This window comes from Pseudomonas lundensis, assembly GCF_002269125.1.
GTDB classification, from domain to species: domain Bacteria; phylum Pseudomonadota; class Gammaproteobacteria; order Pseudomonadales; family Pseudomonadaceae; genus Aquipseudomonas; species Aquipseudomonas lundensis_A.
The window spans coordinates 15,150-30,969 of sequence record NZ_NQKI01000009.1 but is presented as its reverse complement, the minus strand read 5'-3'; the positions used below and the strand labels follow the sequence as shown (position 1 = coordinate 30,969).

Below are 15,820 nucleotides of genomic sequence, written 5' to 3'. Positions count from 1 at the left end.
GTCATGGCTGTTGCACTCCCAGCCAGCCTTCACGGCCTTCCAGCACGCCACGGCTCAGTTGCCCGGCCGCAATACTGTCGAGATCGGCGGGTAACAGATCGCGCAAAGGCTGAAAATGAATACCGCGGGCGCGGGCTTGTGCCAGCAGCTGCCGGAAGTCGTTTGCCATAAGAATCCCTTCTACTTCTGCATGAATGGTGTACGCGTTCAGCTTTTGTGGGCTGAAGCGATCAAGAATGTAGGCGTTGAAGTCAGCCGCACTCAGGTGCGGACCCACCACTTCATCGAAGGTGGGTAAATCGACAGGGATTTGCGGCGCGCCCAGCTGGCCATCGGCCAGTCGTGGCCGGAACAGGCTGTGCCCGCGGCAATCACTGTTGTAACGAAAACCAAAGGCCTGCTTGGCCTCAACCACACGCTCATCTGCGCGCCAGCCAGCGGCAGCCGAACACTCGACTGCTTGCCCGGTGATGTCGCTCAGGGTGTCGACCCCTCGACGGATCTGCTCGATCAATTGCGCTTGCGACCAGCGCCCGGCGTTGGCTTGCCAGGCGTGATGATCCCACGCGTGCAGGCCCACTTCATGGCCTGCGGCCAGGGCCTGGCGCATCAAATGCCCCAGATCCTTGCCAATCGGCTTGCCCGGCCACGCCGTACCCGCCAGCAAAATGTCCCAGCCATACAGGCTGGCGGCTTTGGAGCGCAGCATTTTCCAAAAGAATTGGGGCTTTATCAGCCGCCACAAATGGCGGCCCATGTTGTCCGGCCCCACGCTGAAGAAAAACGTGGCTTTGATCTGAGCTTCATCCAGCAGTTCGAGCAGTTGCGGAACCCCTTCACGGGTTCCGCGGTACGTGTCGACGTCGATACGCAGGCCTGCTTGCATTAGCGTTTTTCCGCGATTTCTACCATGGCTTCACGCAGGAAGAAGTCCAGAGTCTTGCCAATGGTTTCGCTCAGCTCGGTGGTCGGCGTCCAGTCGATCAGGCGACGGGCGTTTTCAACGCTCGGTTTGCGGTGGCTGACGTCCTGGTAACCGGTGCCGTAGAACGACTGGCTTTCGACGTCGCGGAAACCGGCGAAGGGCGGGAAGTTATCGCGCAGCGGGTGTGCTTCGAACTGACGCAGCAACTCTTCGCCCAGTTGACGGATGCTGGCTTCGTTTTCCGGGTTGCCAATGTTGATGATCTGGCCGTCGCATTTGCCGTCGCGGTTCTCAATGATGCGTGCCAATGCTTCGATGCCATCGGCCACGTCGGTGAAGCAACGCTTTTGTTCACCGCCATCCACCAGGCGGATTGGCGTGCCTTCCACCAGATGCAGGATCAGTTGGGTAATGGCGCGCGAGCTGCCCACCCGTGCCGAATCCAGACGGTCCAGACGTGGGCCCATCCAGTTGAACGGACGGAACAGGGTGAATTTCAGGCCTTTCTGGCCATAGGCCCAAATCACGCGGTCCAGCAACTGCTTGGAAACGGAGTAGATCCAGCGCTGCTTGTTAATCGGGCCGACGATCAGGTTGGAGGTGTCTTCGTCGAAATTCTTGTCCTGGCACATGCCGTACACTTCGGACGTCGACGGGAAGATCACACGCTTGTTGTACTTGACGCAGTAGCGGACGAGCTTGAGGTTTTCTTCGAAGTCCAGTTCGAACACGCGCAGCGGGTTACGGGTGTACTCAATCGGCGTGGCAATGGCGACCAGCGGCAGTACCACGTCGCATTTTTTGATGTGGTACTCGATCCACTCGGTGTGGATGCTGATGTCACCTTCCACAAAATGGAAGTTCGGGTGGCTGCGCAGGCGGTCAATGGCGTCGGAGCCGATGTCCAGACCGTACACTTCGTAGCGGTCGTCCTGCAGCAGGCGCTCGGACAGGTGGTTGCCGATAAAACCATTAACCCCGAGGATCAGCACGCGGGTACGGCGGGCAGGGCGCCCGGACTCACTGCCGCGCAGCCGCGAGCCGTCCACCAGACCCAGTTCTCGGGCCAGTTGCGGGCCGCTCAAGTACAGGCCGTCGGCGTTGCGCTGCCCGGCGGTGATGACCAGCGAGTCTTTGCCGCACGCGATACGCAGCGGCTCACAGCTGATGACGTGGCCCGGTGCCAGACCTTCATTGCCGGGCATTACCTCGGCGGCCCAGACAATCAGTTTGTGCTCGCCCACTGCGCAGAACGCGCCCGGATACGGTTGGGTGACTGCCCGCACCAGATTGAACAATTCTTCTGCCGGGCGCGCCCATTGCAACAGGCCGTCAGCGGCGGTGCGACGCCCGAAGTAGGTGGCTTTGGATTCGTCTTGCGGGGTCTCGGTCAGCTTGCCTTCAGGCAGCAGTGGCAAGGTTTCGGCCAACAAGGTTGCCGCGCTTTCGCGCAGTTTGGCGTGCAGGCTCAGCGCGGTGTCGGAGCGTTCGATGCTGACCCGTTGCTGGGCCACAATGGCGCCGGCATCCGCGCGTTTGACCATGCGGTGCAAGGTTACGCCGGTCTCGGTCTCGCCGTTGACCAGCACCCAGTTAGCGGGCGCGCGGCCACGGTAGCGCGGCAACAGCGAACCGTGCAGGTTGAAGGCGCCTTTACTGACGCTGGCGAGCAATTCCTCGCCCAGCAAATGGCGGTAGTAGAACGAGAAAATGTAATCGGCGTTCAGTTTGCGAATGCGCTCGACCCACAAGGGGTGGTTGGCGTCTTCCGGCGCATGCACCGGGATACCCTTGCGCGCACACAACTGAGCAACTGAACCGTAAAAATTGTTTTCCTTCGGGTCGTCAGCATGGGTGAACACCGCTGCGATTTCATAACCGGCGTTGAGCAGGGCTTCAATGCCAGTGCAGCCAATATCGTGATAGGCGAAAACTACGGCTTTCAAACTCATGATTGGACCTGTGTCGAGGTAGGAATAGAAGAAGGCGTGGTCGAAACGTCAGCGCTGGCAGGTGCGGCGCGCACGATTTTTTCGATAAAGAAACGTGGGCGTGCCCGCACATCGCTGTACATGCGGCCCAGGTATTCACCCAGCAGGCCCATGCCAATAAATTGCCCGCCGGTGAACACAAACAACACCGCGAACAGAACGAAGGTACCGTCTCCGGCCCACGTGGCGCCGAAGATCAGGCGCAATACGATCAGCAGGATCGCGAACAGGCCGCCCAGCAGGGCCATGCTGAAGCCGATGATGCTCAGCAGGCGCAACGGCGTGGTGGTCATGCAGGTCACCAGATCGAACATCAGGTTGATCAGGCGCATGGGGCTGTACTTGGAGTCGCCGTGCTCGCGCTCGGCATGCTCGACCAGCACTTCGGTGGTGTGCCGCGCGAAGCTGTTGGCCAGAATCGGGATGAAGGTGCTGCGTTCGCGGCACGCCAGCATGGCGTCGACGATGGTGCGGCGATAGGCGCGCAACATGCAGCCGTAGTCGCTCATGGCGACCCCGGTGGAGCGCTGCACGGCAAGGTTGATCAGGCGTGAAGGCCAACGGCGCCAGGCGGAGTCCTGACGGTTATTGCGCACGGTACCGACCACGTCGTAGCCCAATGCGGCCTGGGCCACCAGGCGCGGGATTTCTTCCGGCGGGTTTTGCAGGTCAGCGTCCAGAGTGATGACGACATCGCCCCTGGAATGTTCGAAACCGGCCATGATTGCAGCGTGCTGCCCGTAGTTACGGTTCAAAATAACCGCCACCACCGGGCTGCCTTCGCGCTCTGCGGCTTCTTGCAGGATGCTGGCCGACTCATCGCGACTGCCATCGTCCACCAGCACAATCTCATAGGGTTGCGTCAGCTGGGCACAGGCGGCTTCGGTGCGCCGCAGCAACTCGGGCAAACTTTGTTCTTCGTTGTAGACCGGAATGACGATCGACACACACTGGATGGGGTAGGGTTTCAAAGTATTCGTTCCAGTCAGTTTCAATGGCACAAGACGACAGGTCTTAACCCGACACACACAGGCGCACTGCAGAATTACGCCCACAGGGATTAAACCTATTGTTGGCAAAGGTAAAGACGCCGAAGTCGGTTATCTACATGATTTGCCTACGAACTCTGGTAACTGGCTCGCCACGACAGCGCATACGTTAAACGCACTTTTGTGAAAAACCTATGAAAGACAGATCAACACGGCATGTTTTTCAGCAACCTGACAGGTGCTATTCAGGAAAGTAGTTAGCGCCCTGTAAGTTAATTAGCTTGCAATCTGCAGCTTTCTTCTGAAGGTCACTGCCTGGCAATTAAAGGTCGGTTAATTCGCTAAGCAAGCTAACTAACCAAACAACTAAGTCATTAATGCCAACATGCATTTAATCGCGTTAATCACCAGTCAGATGGCGCCGGCCACAGCCATTGACGCTGTTGCCGGGGTTTTAGTTCATGCAGGGATTGCCGCGCAGGGTTTAGGCCTGTGAATGTGGAGTCACGAACGTTTGCCGGGGGTGCCTGGACAGCAACGGAGGATGCCAGTCACCGCCTGCCGGGGATGCATGCATCATGTTTGGGTCCAGACGGCCAACTCATAACCATCCGGATCGCTGAAGTGAAACCGCCGCCCGCCGGGGAAATCAAAAACCGGTCGGGTCACGGTCCCTCCCGCGGCAATGATGTCGCGCTGGGTTTGCAGCAGGTCATGGGTGTACACAATGATCAGCGGTCCCCCCGGGCGAACCGCTTCTCCCGTGGTGAAACCGCCTTTGAGCCGGCCATCGCTGAATTCGCAATAGGTAGGGCCGAAATCCGTGAAGGTCCAGCCCAGTGCTGTGCCATAGAACGCTTTGCTGCGTTGAATATCGCTGACATTGAATTCGATATTGTCGATGGCGTGCTGGCGAGCATCTGTGTCCATGGTTCTCTCCTTGAGGTGGGCGCCAGAGAGTGAAGCACAAAAGTACTCGCCGCAGTCAGTCCTCAGGCTTCGCGCCCGGCTTGATGACCCGCGCGGATCGCGCCTTCGATGTAGCCAATGCTGTGGCAATCGCCGATGCTGCGCGCCTGCAACCCGGCCCGGGTCAACGCGTCGAGCAGGCGAGTGTCAGGTTGAGCACCCATCGCCAGTACCACTGAGTCGCCAGGGCTTGTCCCCAACTGGCCATCAGCCAAACGATAGTGGACCGCGCTTGCGTCAATCGATGTCACGCTGGCCCCGGTGATCAGCTCACCGCCATGGGCGCGTATCTCATGCAACACGCGCCAGCGCCGCACGATGGCCAGCTCCCTGCCCAAATGGCTGCCGCTTTCCAGCACGCACACCTGTCGACCGCGGGCGAGCAGGAATTCCGCCAACTCCAGGCCCACCAGACCGCCGCCGATGATGGTGACCCGTTTGCCCAGCGGCATCCACACCCGTGACAGTTTCTGCATGGCTTCGCTGCTGTCGGTTACGCCCGCCAGACTGCCCGCTTTCATCAGCGTGCGTTGAGTGAAGGAGAGTTTGCGCTTGGCAATTTCATCAGCCCGGTCACCGGTCATCAGTCGGCGCAACTCATCGCCGCTCCATACATGGTCCTGATCGGCGCCGGGAATCGACGGCGCAGCGCGCTCGGCCCCGACGGCCACCAGCACCTGATCGGCAGCCAGATCCCGCAGCAGGGCAGGCGAGGCTTCGGTGCCAAGCCGAACATCAATCGCTGATTGCTCAACCTGCACACGCAGGTTATCCAGCAAGCGTGCGTTCTCGGCGTACGCCAGCCCCGCGAAAAACAGCGTGCCGCCCAGGCGATCGCTGCGTTCAAGCAGGGTCACGCGGTGCCCGCGCATACTGGCCACCCGTGCGGCTTCCATACCGGCCGGGCCCGCGCCGATCACCACGATATGTTTCGGCTGTTCACACGGCGTAATGACGTACTCGAACTCATGCCCTGTCATGGGGTTGACCGCACATTTGACCCGCTCGTTGACGAAGATCTGGCTCACGCACACATAACAATAAATGCATGGGCGGATGGTGGATTGTTGATTGTTGAGCAACTTGTTGGGCAGCTCGGGATCGGCAAGCAGTTTGCGGGCCATGGCAATGAAATCGCAGTCGGCACGCTTCAATGCGGCTTCGGCGGCTTCGGGTTCGAGGCGCCCGACGGCTATCACCGGCACATTGACGCTGCGCTTGAGCGCGGCGGTCCATTCCATAAAGCCGCCCGGCTGATGCACCAGCGGTGCCTCGGTAAACACTTCACCGCTGGTGATGCGTGCGCTGGCAGACACACTCACCGCGTCCACGCCTGCCGCTTCAGCCAGACGTGCCACCGCCTTGGCGTCCTCCAGATCAATGCCGCCTGGGGTGTGCAGCTCCTGGGCATCCAGACGCAACCACAGTGCAAAGTCGGCGCCGACTCTGGCGCGCACGGCGGCGATGATCTCGAGCAACAGCCGCGCCCGGTTTTCCAGCGAGCCGCCGTACTCATCGTCACGCTGGTTGTAATACGCGGAGAGGAACCCGGCGATGATGTAGCCGTGTGCCGCATGCAGTTCCACACCGTCGAAGCCCGCGCGTTGAGCGCGCTCGGCGGCGCTGGCGAACCACTCGGTCATTTGCGCGATGTCGGCCCGGTCCATGACCCGGATCGGTGAGCCTTCGGCGCGCCGTTTCATGGAACTGACGAAGTTGGCCAATTCTTCCGGGGTGAGGGCGGCCATCATGTCGCTTTGCAGCACCGGTGGCACCGAAGGCACCCACAGCTGGCGACCTTCGGCCATGTCCCGCACCGAAGTCTTGCCTGCGTGTTGCAGTTGCATGGCGATCTTGGCACCGTGCTGGTGAACCCGTTCCGCGAGACGGCTCAGCCCCGGCAGGAATTCATCGCTGGACACACCGACCTGAAACGGCTCGGCAGTCCCGGCGGGAAAGGCCACCGAACACACGCCCATGATCAACAACCCGGCGCCGCCACGGGCCCGGGCTTCGTAATAGGCCTGAATGCGTTCGCCGCAATGGCCATCGGCTTCAGCGAAATTGGAGCCCATGGGCGCCATGATGATGCGGTTACGCAGCGTGAGTGAACCGATGCGGCCGGGTGCCAGTAACTGAGGGAATGTTGTCATTGTCATGTCAGCCCAAGCAGGTGTGATTATTCGTTCAAAAACGCCAGGCACGTGGTGTTGAACAACGTCCGATGTTCAACCTGCACCCAATGGCCACAGCGGTTAAGCAGGATGAAGCGTGCATGGGGCGCATGCTGGAGCACCTTCAAGGCGCCGCTGGCCGGGTTGAAGTTATCGTCAGTGCCCCAGAAGCCTAAAATCGGCACCTGCAGTTCTTCGAGACGCTCGGTCATGTTCGGCACCATCATCGTGGTGAACAGGTTGCGCGGCTGATGCACGGCCACTGCTACGCGTTCGGCCAGCAACGTGTCATCCAGCTGCGAGCTGTCGAACAGTTGCAGGCTCATGATGCGCCGCATTTGCTCGATGCCCAGCGGGCCAGCGTTGTACAGCTCGACCATGCGCTGGATACCGATCATCTTGAAGTAGGTTTCCCGCTCTTCAACGCCGCCGGGCGCCATCAGGATCAGCTTTTCCACCCGTTGCGGTTCGGCCAGTGCCAGCCCGAGGGCAATCGCGCCGCCCAGGGAATTACCCAGCAAGGTGGCGCGTTTGACCCCGACTGCCGTGAGAAAGCCAGTCATGGCTGTGACAAAAAAATCCAGGTTGTACTGTGCGTCTTCCGGTTTGTCGGACCGGCCAAAGCCGGGCAGGTCCACGACCAGATTGCGAAAACCTGCGGCGGCGAAGGCTGGGTAATTGCCTTTGAAATTGCTGAAACCGCTGGCCCCAGGCCCGCTGCCATGCAGCCACAGCACCACCGGGCCGCTGCCCTCATCCAGAAAGTGCAGGCGCAGGCCACTGTCCAGCGTGACGAAATGCCCAATCGGCAGGGGCAGGTCTTGTTCAGTCATGACTCAATCTCCAGTAATCAGGCGGTGACCGTTTTGGCCAAAGGCGCGGCCGCCGGGGTCGGATGGATCAATTGGTTGCGGTAGCGAGGCAAGGCCAGGGCCAGGAACACCGACGCCAGGACCAGCAACGACACACAAGAGGCGAGGGCATAACGCAGCCCTTCGTTGCCCAGACGGTGTGCAAAACCGTCACTGAGCATGCCGATCAGCAACGGCCCGACACCGACCCCCAACAGGGTCATCGCCATCACAAAAATCGACGTCGCCTGTGCCAGTCGCGTGGCCGGGAACAAATGCGATATGGCGCCCAAGCAAGGGGTTGCCCACCATGTGCCGAAGAAGCTGAACACCGAATAAAACAAAAACGCGGTGGGCACGGGGGTGTTGCCGACATAAAACGCAGTGCCGGTTGGCCACAGGAAATACGCCAGCGCGAAGGGAATGCTGATGAGTGTGCCCAACAGTGGCACCCCGATTTGCCACCCCTTGTCGCGGCGTGCCAGGCGGTCGCACAACACACCGCAGGTCAGGGTGCCGAGCGTGGCGCCCGCACCGCCCGCCACACCGGCCAGCAGACCGGCGTCTTGCAGGCTAAGGCCATGGAAGCGAATCAAAAAGCTCGGGCTCCAGGTGCCGATGGCATAACCCGCGATGGCCGCCGAGCCGCCGGTGAGCACAATCCACACAAACGAGGGCATTTCAAACAACTGGCGCAGGGTCACGGCCCAATGGTCCTGGATCACGTCGGCGGGTTTGACCAGCTGTGCGGGTTTAGGCGCCCGCACGGTGAGCAACAGTAACAAACCGAGAAAAATACCCGGGGCGCCGATGATCACAAACGCATTGCGCCAGCCGTAATGTTGAGCGATCCAGCCGCCGAGTCCGAGGCCGAAAATTGCCCCGAGGCTGGAGCCGAGCATGAGCACTGAAAGCGCGGTGGAACGGCGTTCCGGCGGGTACAAGTCCGACACCATGGCCATCGACGGCGCAGTGCCACCGGCTTCGCCAATGGCGACCCCGATTCGTGCCAACACCAGCATGCTGAAACTGGCCGCCAGGCCGCAGAACATCGTCATCACACTCCAGGCGATGCAACTGAAGGCAATCACTGATTTACGCCCGACCCGATCAGACAGACGTCCGAGGGGGAAGCCGAACAGGGTGTAAAACACCGCAAAGGTAACGCCTGACAGCAGGCCGATGCCGGTGTCGGAGATGCCGAATTCGGCTTTCACCGGTTCGATCAAAATCGCCATCAGCAAGCGGTCGATGTAGTTGAAAACATAAATGGCGGCCAGTACGCCTAATGCGTAATGCGTTCGCCAGGTGGGGCGCAAGGGTGTGCTCACGGCGGGTACTCCCGATTTTTGTTCTAGTGGGAAGGGTTATTTCACAGGCGGGTCGAAAACAGCATCGTCCGTTCAGACCACGTGTCGCGCCTGTGCCAATTGCGTGTCTGTGGGGCATGCCCCACAACTTTGCCAGTTGGCGTCGCCCAAGGCTGCGAACCCTGTCACGTCATCGTCAGCGCCTCGATATCCGGTTTAGTCCCATCGGACGATGTTCAGCCGTTCCCTGCAGTCAATGATTGCTCCTGTATCCCGCCGTCAGCCGTCACACGCTGCAGTCGGGCAGCAATCTGGCAAGCGGGAGAAGCGTATGAAGCTAATCAACAAAGTGGCGTTTGTAACCGGTGCAGGCCAAGGCATGGGGCGTGCCATCGTGCGGCATTTTGCCGAACAGGGCGCCCATGTGGTGGCAGCGGACATCAACCTGGAGGCAGCGCGCCAGACCATCGAAGGGCTGGGCGACAACGCCATGGCCGTGGGTTGCAACGTGGCAGACAGCGATTCGGTCGCCACCGCCATGGCGGCGGTGTTTGCCCGGTTCGGGCGTTTTGATGTGCTGGTGAACAACGCCGGTATCGGCTCTATCGATGCTTTCGCCGACACCCCCGATGAGCATTGGCAGCGCGTGATTGGCGTGAACTTGACCGGCCCGTTTTTCTGCAGCCGTGAGGCGGTGAAGCTGATGCTCAAGGCGGCAACGCCGGGCGTGGTTATCAATATCTCCAGCACCGCCGCCATCACGGGCGAAGGCCCGAGCCACTACTGCGCGGCCAAGGCTGGCGTGATGGGCCTGACCCGCAGCATGGCCCGTGAACTGGCCGGCCAGGGCATTCGCGTCAACACCATCGTCCCTGGCCCGACCAACACCCCAATGATGGCCGACATCCCGGACGACTGGATGCAAAGCATGCTCAACGCCATCCCCCTGGGGCGCATGGGCGAAACCGATGAAATCGCCCGGGTAGCAGCCTTTCTGGCCAGTGATGACGCCAGTTTTATCACCGGGCAAAACCTCGCCGTCAACGGCGGCATGGCCTTTATCTAACAGCGTATCGAGGAGCAGGTCATGGGCAGTCGTTTACAAGGCAAGGTTGCATTTATCACCGGCGCAGGTTCTGGCATTGGCGCGGCTACTGCGTTGCGGTTTGCCGAGGAGGGCGCGTTGGTCGTGCTCTGCGGGCGCCGGATCGAACCGCTGGAAGCAGTGGCGGCGCAGGTGCGTGACGCCGGCGGTCGCGCTGAATGCGCGGTGGCGGATGTGAGTCAGGAAGCGGCGTTTGTCGCGGCGATCAGTGCTGCGGCCGAACGCAACGGGCGGCTGGACATTCTGGTCAACAACGCAATGGCCTACAGCTGGGGCGCGATTGACAGCACCTCGACTGCCGATTGGCACACTAATTTTTCCACCACAGTGGACGGTACGTTTTGGGGCACGCGCACGGCCATGGTGCTGATGCGCGCGCAGGGCAGCGGCTCGATCATCAACATTGCGTCGATCTGCGGGGTGTTCGGCACGCCGTGGATGGCCGGGTATTCCGCTGCCAAGGCTGCGGTCATCAACTTTAGCCGTGCAGCGGCCAGTGAAGGCGCCAGCCACAACATTCGCTGCAACGTGGTGATTCCGGGCGTGGTCGAGACGCCGGCCACCGGCGGCATGCTGACGGACGACAAAACCCGTCACAACACCGAAAAGCTGATTCCGCTCAAGCGCGTTGGCCAGCCCCGCGAAGTGGCCAACGCCATTTTGTTCCTGGCCAGCGACGAGGCCTCGTACATCACCGGCGCCAGTTTGCCAGTGGATGGCGGGCGCAGCAGCGAGCTGTACACGGTTCTGGAATAGCCCGACCGGGCGACCGCTTTTAAAGATCGTTTTAAGGACACCGCTTATGGAACAGAACGCCTTGCTCGCCCGTCTCGACCGGCTTGAGTCGATCGAAGAAATTCGTCAACTGGCTGGCAAATACGCCTTATCGCTGGACATGCGCGACCTCGATGCGCACGTCAATCTGTTTGCCGAAGACATCCGCGTCGGGCGCGAGAAAACCGGGCGGGCGCACCTCAAGGCGTGGGTCGACGACACGCTGCGCCATCAGTTTCAGGGCACCTCCCACCATCTGGGCCAGCACCTGATTGAGTTCACCGACGCCGATCATGCGATTGGCGTGGTGTATTCCAAGAACGAGCATGAAACCGGCCCCGAGTGGGTAACCATGCAAATGTTGTATTGGGATGACTACGAGCGGGTGCAGGGACGCTGGTATTTTCGTCGACGCTTGCCGTGCTACTGGTACGCCAGTGACTTGAACAAGCCGCCGATCGGTTCGCAAAAAATGCGCTGGCCGGGACGCGAACCCTACGCGGGCACCTTCCATGATCTGTTTCCGTCCTGGAACGATTTTTGGGCCAAGCGCCCGGACAAGGATCAGTTGCCTGAAGTGGCCGCTGCCGCGCCCCTGGGACACTTTCTTGCCACCCTGCGCCGTGGGGCTGGCGCACCGTCGATTCGCGTGCGCTGAGGAGCTGCCATGAGCATTTTGTTTGAGCCTGTGCGTCTGGGTGATTTGCAGTTGGCCAACCGTATCGTGATGGCGCCGATGACCCGCAGCCGCGCCGATGCCAACGGTGTACCGACGCCCGAGATGGTGGAGTATTACCGCCAACGCGCGTCTGCCGGGCTGATCATTGCCGAAGGCACTGCGCCCTCGGCCAGTGGGCTGGGCTATTGCCGCACCCCGGCGATTTACACCGCGCAACAGGTAGCGGCCTGGAAAGCCGTCACCGAGGCCGTGCACGCCGAAGGCGGCCTGATAGTGTTGCAACTGATGCACGTCGGCCGGGCTGCGAGTGCGCACAACAAACCCGCCGGGGCTGCCACCGTGGCGCCCTCCGCGTTGCGAGCGCGCACCCAATTGTTCACCGATGTGGCCGGGCTGGTCGACACCGACGAGCCGCAGGCGTTGTCGTTGCAGGACATTGCGCAGGTGATCGAGCAATACCGGCAGGCCGCCCTGAATGCCCGCGAAGCCGGGTTTGATGGCGTCGAGTTGCATTGCACCAGTGGCTACCTGCCGATGCAGTTCATGGCCTCGGGCAGCAACCTGCGCGAAGATCACTACGGCGGCAGTGTGGAAAATCGCGTGCGCTTCCCGGGCGACGTGCTGGCGGCCATGGCCTCAGCGATCGGGGCCGGGCGTGTGGGACTGCGCTTGTGTCCGGGCAACCCGTTCAATGACATCAGCGATGACGATCCCCTGGCCACTGCCCAGGCCTTGTGCAAAGCCGCTGAACCGCTGGACCTGGCCTATGTGCACATCATGCGCTCGCCCTTGCCGGAGCTGGATGCCTTTGCCCTGGCGCAACGTCATTGCAGCAGCGGGTTGATCCTCAACGACGGCTTTGACGGCCCCGCCGCCGAGGCAGCTCTGCGCGCAGGGCAGGGCGACGCGGTGTCGTTTGCGCGGCACTTCATTGCCAACCCGGACCTGGTGCATCGCTTGCGCAACGGCCTGCCACTGGCACGTTTCGAGCGCAAAACCCTGTATTCCCCCGGCCCGGAAGGCTACAGCGATTACCCGTGTGCCGAGGCGGTGACGCAATGAATGACATGACTCGCATCAATGCGCCCCTTGCCACCCCTCAACAGCCGGTGCCGCGCGAACAGACTCAGGCGTTGCTCGACCGCCGTTCCGCGGCCAGCGCACAGATCAAACCGTCGGACTTGTACACCCTTGCCGATCGCCTCGAAGCCCAGGCGCTGCGGTTTCCAGAGCGGACTTTTTTGATCTACGGCGGCAAGACCTTCACCTACGCGCAGGTCGATGCCGAAGCCAATCGCATGGCGCATGTGTTTTATGACAATGGTCTGCGCCCCGGTGATGTGTGCGCGATTGCCATGGAAAACCGCCCTGCGTTTTTCTTCAGCTGGTTCGGGCTGGTCAAGCTCGGCGCAGTGGCAGCGTTCATCAACACCCAGGTCAGCGGCAAACCCTTGGTGCATGCGCTGGAATCCACCGCGGCCAAGGCGGTGGTTGTGGGCGAAGAATGCCTGGGCAATGTCTTGAGCACCGAAGGCTTGCCGGACGTGCCGTGGTGGTTGATCCGCGACCCGGAAAACCCCTGTGATTTGGCATTACCGGCCTGTGTCGATGTGAGCATAGCCGAGCAACTGGAGCGAGCGCCGCGTACGGCTTTCGCGCGTTACAGCCGCGCCAGCATCCCGGCCGAGAGCACCACGTTGCTGATTTTCACCTCGGGCACCACCGGCCTGCCGAAGGCGGCGCGTTACAGCCATATGCGCTGGTTATCATCGGGGGACGTGATGGAAGTGACCCTCGGCGCCACCTGTGAGGACGTGTTTTATTGCTGTCTGCCGTTGTACCACGGCGCAGCCGCCACCTCCGTGACGTCCACCGCCCTGCGGGCGGGGGCGAGCATTGTGGTGCGGCGCAAGTTCAGCGTGCGTGAGTTCTGGCGCGACGTGCGTCAATACAACATCACCACTTTTCAGTACATCGGTGAAATCTGCCGTTACCTGCTCAACCAGCCGGTGGTGGCAGGCGAGCGCGAACACAGCTTGCGCTACATGCTCGGCGCTGGCCTGACAGCTGACTCCTGGCAGCGATGGATTGAGCGCTTCGGGCCGATTCAGGTGTTCGAAGGCTGGGGTTCCACGGAAGCCAACGCCAACCTGATCAATGTCGACAATTACGTGGGCTCATGCGGCCGGGTGCCTGACTGGAGCCGCACCAATTTGCGGCTGGTGCGCTATGACGTTGAAAGTGACACCCACCCGCGTGACGAACAGGGTTTCTATCAAGCGTGCGGACCGGGCGAAGTGGGCGAGGCGATAGGGTTTATCGTCAACCATCCGCACATCGGCGGCGGGCGTTTTGAGGGTTACACCAGCGAGCAAGCCACTGAAAGCAAGATTCGCCGCGATGTGTTTCACAAAGGTGACGCGTACTGGAGCTCGGGCGATCTGTTGCGTTATGACGAGCACGGCTATTTCTATTTCGTCGACCGCATTGGCGACACGTTCCGCTGGAAAAGTGAAAACGTGTCGACGCTGGAAGTGGCGGACACCCTGAGCGATTTGCCGGGGCTTGAGTTAATCAACGTCTACGGGGTGCAGGTGCCGGAGCACGAAGGGCGGGCAGGCATGGCCGCCATTCTGATGCAGGACGGGCATTGTTTTGATCCGCAGGCGTTTTACGACCTGACTGAAGCGCGCTTGCCGCGTTATGCCGCGCCCGTGTTTGTGCGTGTGTCGGCGGCGGCGGACCTGACCACCACCTTCAAGCTGCGCAAGGTCGATCTGCAGCGCCAGGGCTATGCGCCGTGCCTGTTTGCCGACCCTTTGTTTGTGCGCGACGACAGCAGCGGCACGTATCAGCCGTATTCGCTGGAGGTGCTGGCGCGGGCGGGTTTGCCGCCTTTCGTGAGCAGCGATCATGAGTGACATCGACGCGCAAGGGCATGCATGGCGTGACGGTCTGCGTTACCCGTGGCCGCAGCCCCCGGCCAGCGGGCATGTGCTGGAGGTGGCCGAAGGCGTGCTTTGGTTGCGCATGCCGCTGCCGTTCGGGCTGGACCATATCAACCTGTATTTGCTGCGCCACGGTGAGGGCTGGGTGGCCGTGGATACCGGGCTTAACACCGCGCAGTGCCGTGAGGTATGGGAGCAGGTGTTTGTCGACGTGATGGCAGGTCTGCCACTCAAGGCGGTGATCTGCACACATTTTCACAGCGATCACACAGGCGTGGTGGGGTGGCTGGCCGAGCGTTTCCGCTGCCCGGTGCTGATGACCCTGGGCGAGTTCGACGCCTTGCACCACGGCCCGCCCAGGGCCACAACTCCGGACTGGGCGTTTCTCGATTTTTATCAAAAGGCCGGTTTCAGTGCCGAGCAAACGGCCGCCTTGTTACCGCTGATTCAAAGCGAGCATTTCCGCCCGCAGGTTGCGGCCGGGTTTGTCCGGTTGCGACACGGCAGTGAACTGGTGATCGGCGGGCGCCATTGGCAAGTGGTGATGGGCAACGGCCATTCTCCCGAACATGCCTGCCTGTACAGCGCGCAGGACGGCTTGCTGATTTCCGGAGATCAGGTGTTGCCACGCATCACCTCGACCGTGGCGGTGCATGTGACTGAGCCCGCCGCCAACCCCTTGCAGGACTGGCTGGATTCCATCGAGCGTTTGCGGGTGATCCCCGACAGCGTGTTGGTCCTGCCGGCTCACGAACGGCCTTTTTTCAACCTGCATGCGCGGCTCGATCAGTTGCGCGACCACCACCACAACCATTTGCAGCAGTTGCTTGATGCCTGCGCTCAGCCGTGTTCGGGGCTGGAGATGATGGGCGTGCTGTTCAAAAAACTGTCGGGCCGTTTTGACGAGTTGATGGCCTTGGGCGAGACGCTGGCGCACGCCAACTACCTGATGGCCCAAGGCAAGCTTGTACGTGAAGAACAGGGAGGATTGCACCGTTACCGGCGTGCCCGGACAGGAGACTCGACGTTCAACCCGCTTGTGCTGCGCTGAGCGGGGCCTTATGCGCCAACCAACGCAATGACGCTTGAACCCATCGATGCGGCC

13 protein-coding genes are annotated in these 15,820 nt (G+C 61.2%); 6 read left to right on the top strand and 7 right to left on the bottom strand.

All coding sequences use genetic code 11. From position 1 onward, the window contains the following. Window position 1: 1 nt before the first annotated feature. The 7 genes from arnD to CJF39_RS07805 all read right to left on the bottom strand — a co-directional run bounded on the left by arnD (window position 2) and on the right by CJF39_RS07805 (window position 9,230). Window positions 2-886: a 4-deoxy-4-formamido-L-arabinose-phosphoundecaprenol deformylase gene (gene arnD, locus CJF39_RS07835; protein WP_094992902.1), complete on the bottom strand. Its 885-nt coding sequence runs from the start codon at window positions 884-886 to the stop codon at window positions 2-4. Further along, window positions 886-2,877 carry a bifunctional UDP-4-amino-4-deoxy-L-arabinose formyltransferase/UDP-glucuronic acid oxidase ArnA gene (gene arnA / locus CJF39_RS07830; protein ID WP_094992901.1) on the bottom strand — a complete coding sequence of 664 codons (1,992 nt, stop codon included), beginning with the start codon at window positions 2,875-2,877 and terminating at the stop codon, window positions 886-888. The genes arnD and arnA overlap by 1 nt, the downstream gene beginning before the upstream one ends. After that, the gene (arnC, locus tag CJF39_RS07825) at window positions 2,874-3,887 is read right to left on the bottom strand and encodes an undecaprenyl-phosphate 4-deoxy-4-formamido-L-arabinose transferase (protein ID WP_094992900.1); all 1,014 of its coding nucleotides are present in this window, start codon (window positions 3,885-3,887) and stop codon (window positions 2,874-2,876) included. The genes arnA and arnC overlap by 4 nt, the downstream gene beginning before the upstream one ends. Before the next feature lie 594 nt (window positions 3,888-4,481). Beyond that, entirely contained in the window at window positions 4,482-4,835 is a 354-nt protein-coding gene (locus CJF39_RS07820) for a VOC family protein (protein ID WP_094992899.1), read from the bottom strand. Window positions 4,836-4,897: 62 nt separating this feature from the next. Next, the gene (locus CJF39_RS07815) at window positions 4,898-7,027 is read right to left on the bottom strand and encodes an FAD-dependent oxidoreductase (RefSeq protein ID WP_094992898.1); all 2,130 of its coding nucleotides are present in this window, start codon (window positions 7,025-7,027) and stop codon (window positions 4,898-4,900) included. A gap of 26 nt (window positions 7,028-7,053) precedes the next feature. Beyond that, on the bottom strand, window positions 7,054-7,881 hold the full coding sequence (locus tag CJF39_RS07810) for an alpha/beta fold hydrolase (RefSeq protein ID WP_094992897.1): 828 nt from the start codon (window positions 7,879-7,881) through the stop codon (window positions 7,054-7,056). Between the two features lie 17 nt (window positions 7,882-7,898). Then, window positions 7,899-9,230, bottom strand: a complete 1,332-nt coding sequence (locus CJF39_RS07805; protein WP_094992896.1) for a spinster family MFS transporter — start codon at window positions 9,228-9,230, stop codon at window positions 7,899-7,901. Between the two features lie 310 nt (window positions 9,231-9,540). Between CJF39_RS07805 and CJF39_RS07800 the strand changes: the two genes are divergently transcribed. From CJF39_RS07800 to CJF39_RS07775, 6 genes are read left to right on the top strand one after another with little or no spacing between them, the layout of a single operon-like run. Continuing rightward, window positions 9,541-10,275 carry an SDR family NAD(P)-dependent oxidoreductase gene (locus tag CJF39_RS07800; RefSeq protein ID WP_094992895.1) on the top strand — a complete coding sequence of 245 codons (735 nt, stop codon included), beginning with the start codon at window positions 9,541-9,543 and terminating at the stop codon, window positions 10,273-10,275. A 21-nt stretch (window positions 10,276-10,296) separates the two neighbouring features. Continuing rightward, on the top strand, window positions 10,297-11,070 hold the full coding sequence (locus tag CJF39_RS07795) for an SDR family NAD(P)-dependent oxidoreductase (RefSeq protein WP_094992894.1): 774 nt from the start codon (window positions 10,297-10,299) through the stop codon (window positions 11,068-11,070). A 46-nt stretch (window positions 11,071-11,116) separates the two neighbouring features. Beyond that, complete coding sequence (locus CJF39_RS07790) at window positions 11,117-11,746, top strand: nuclear transport factor 2 family protein (protein WP_094992893.1); 630 nt, start codon at window positions 11,117-11,119, stop codon at window positions 11,744-11,746. 9 nt (window positions 11,747-11,755) lie between these two features. After that, window positions 11,756-12,829 carry an alkene reductase gene (locus CJF39_RS07785; RefSeq protein ID WP_094992892.1) on the top strand — a complete coding sequence of 358 codons (1,074 nt, stop codon included), beginning with the start codon at window positions 11,756-11,758 and terminating at the stop codon, window positions 12,827-12,829. After that, window positions 12,826-14,688, top strand: coding sequence for a long-chain-acyl-CoA synthetase (locus CJF39_RS07780; RefSeq protein WP_094992891.1), 1,863 nt, complete (start codon window positions 12,826-12,828; stop codon window positions 14,686-14,688). The genes CJF39_RS07785 and CJF39_RS07780 overlap by 4 nt, the downstream gene beginning before the upstream one ends. Beyond that, window positions 14,681-15,766 (top strand): MBL fold metallo-hydrolase, encoded by a 1,086-nt coding sequence (locus tag CJF39_RS07775; RefSeq protein WP_094992890.1) that lies wholly within the window; start codon window positions 14,681-14,683, stop codon window positions 15,764-15,766. Before CJF39_RS07780 ends, CJF39_RS07775 begins: the two co-directional genes overlap by 8 nt. The last annotated feature ends 54 nt before the right edge of the window (window positions 15,767-15,820 follow it).

Bases quoted from the DNA above. Each gene is read 5' to 3' on its own strand.
- arnD (WP_094992902.1), bottom strand. From the start codon at position 886: ATGCAAGCAGGCCTGCGTATCGACGTCGACACGTACCGCGGAACCCGT.
- arnA (WP_094992901.1), bottom strand. From the start codon at position 2,877: ATGAGTTTGAAAGCCGTAGTTTTCGCCTATCACGATATTGGCTGCACT.
- CJF39_RS07820 (WP_094992899.1), bottom strand. From the start codon at position 4,835: ATGGACACAGATGCTCGCCAGCACGCCATCGACAATATCGAATTCAAT.
- CJF39_RS07815 (WP_094992898.1), bottom strand. From the start codon at position 7,027: ATGACAACATTCCCTCAGTTACTGGCACCCGGCCGCATCGGTTCACTC.
- CJF39_RS07810 (WP_094992897.1), bottom strand. From the start codon at position 7,881: ATGACTGAACAAGACCTGCCCCTGCCGATTGGGCATTTCGTCACGCTG.
- CJF39_RS07800 (WP_094992895.1), top strand. From the start codon at position 9,541: ATGAAGCTAATCAACAAAGTGGCGTTTGTAACCGGTGCAGGCCAAGGC.
- CJF39_RS07795 (WP_094992894.1), top strand. From the start codon at position 10,297: ATGGGCAGTCGTTTACAAGGCAAGGTTGCATTTATCACCGGCGCAGGT.
- CJF39_RS07790 (WP_094992893.1), top strand. From the start codon at position 11,117: ATGGAACAGAACGCCTTGCTCGCCCGTCTCGACCGGCTTGAGTCGATC.
- CJF39_RS07785 (WP_094992892.1), top strand. From the start codon at position 11,756: ATGAGCATTTTGTTTGAGCCTGTGCGTCTGGGTGATTTGCAGTTGGCC.
- CJF39_RS07780 (WP_094992891.1), top strand. From the start codon at position 12,826: ATGAATGACATGACTCGCATCAATGCGCCCCTTGCCACCCCTCAACAG.
- CJF39_RS07775 (WP_094992890.1), top strand. From the start codon at position 14,681: ATGAGTGACATCGACGCGCAAGGGCATGCATGGCGTGACGGTCTGCGT.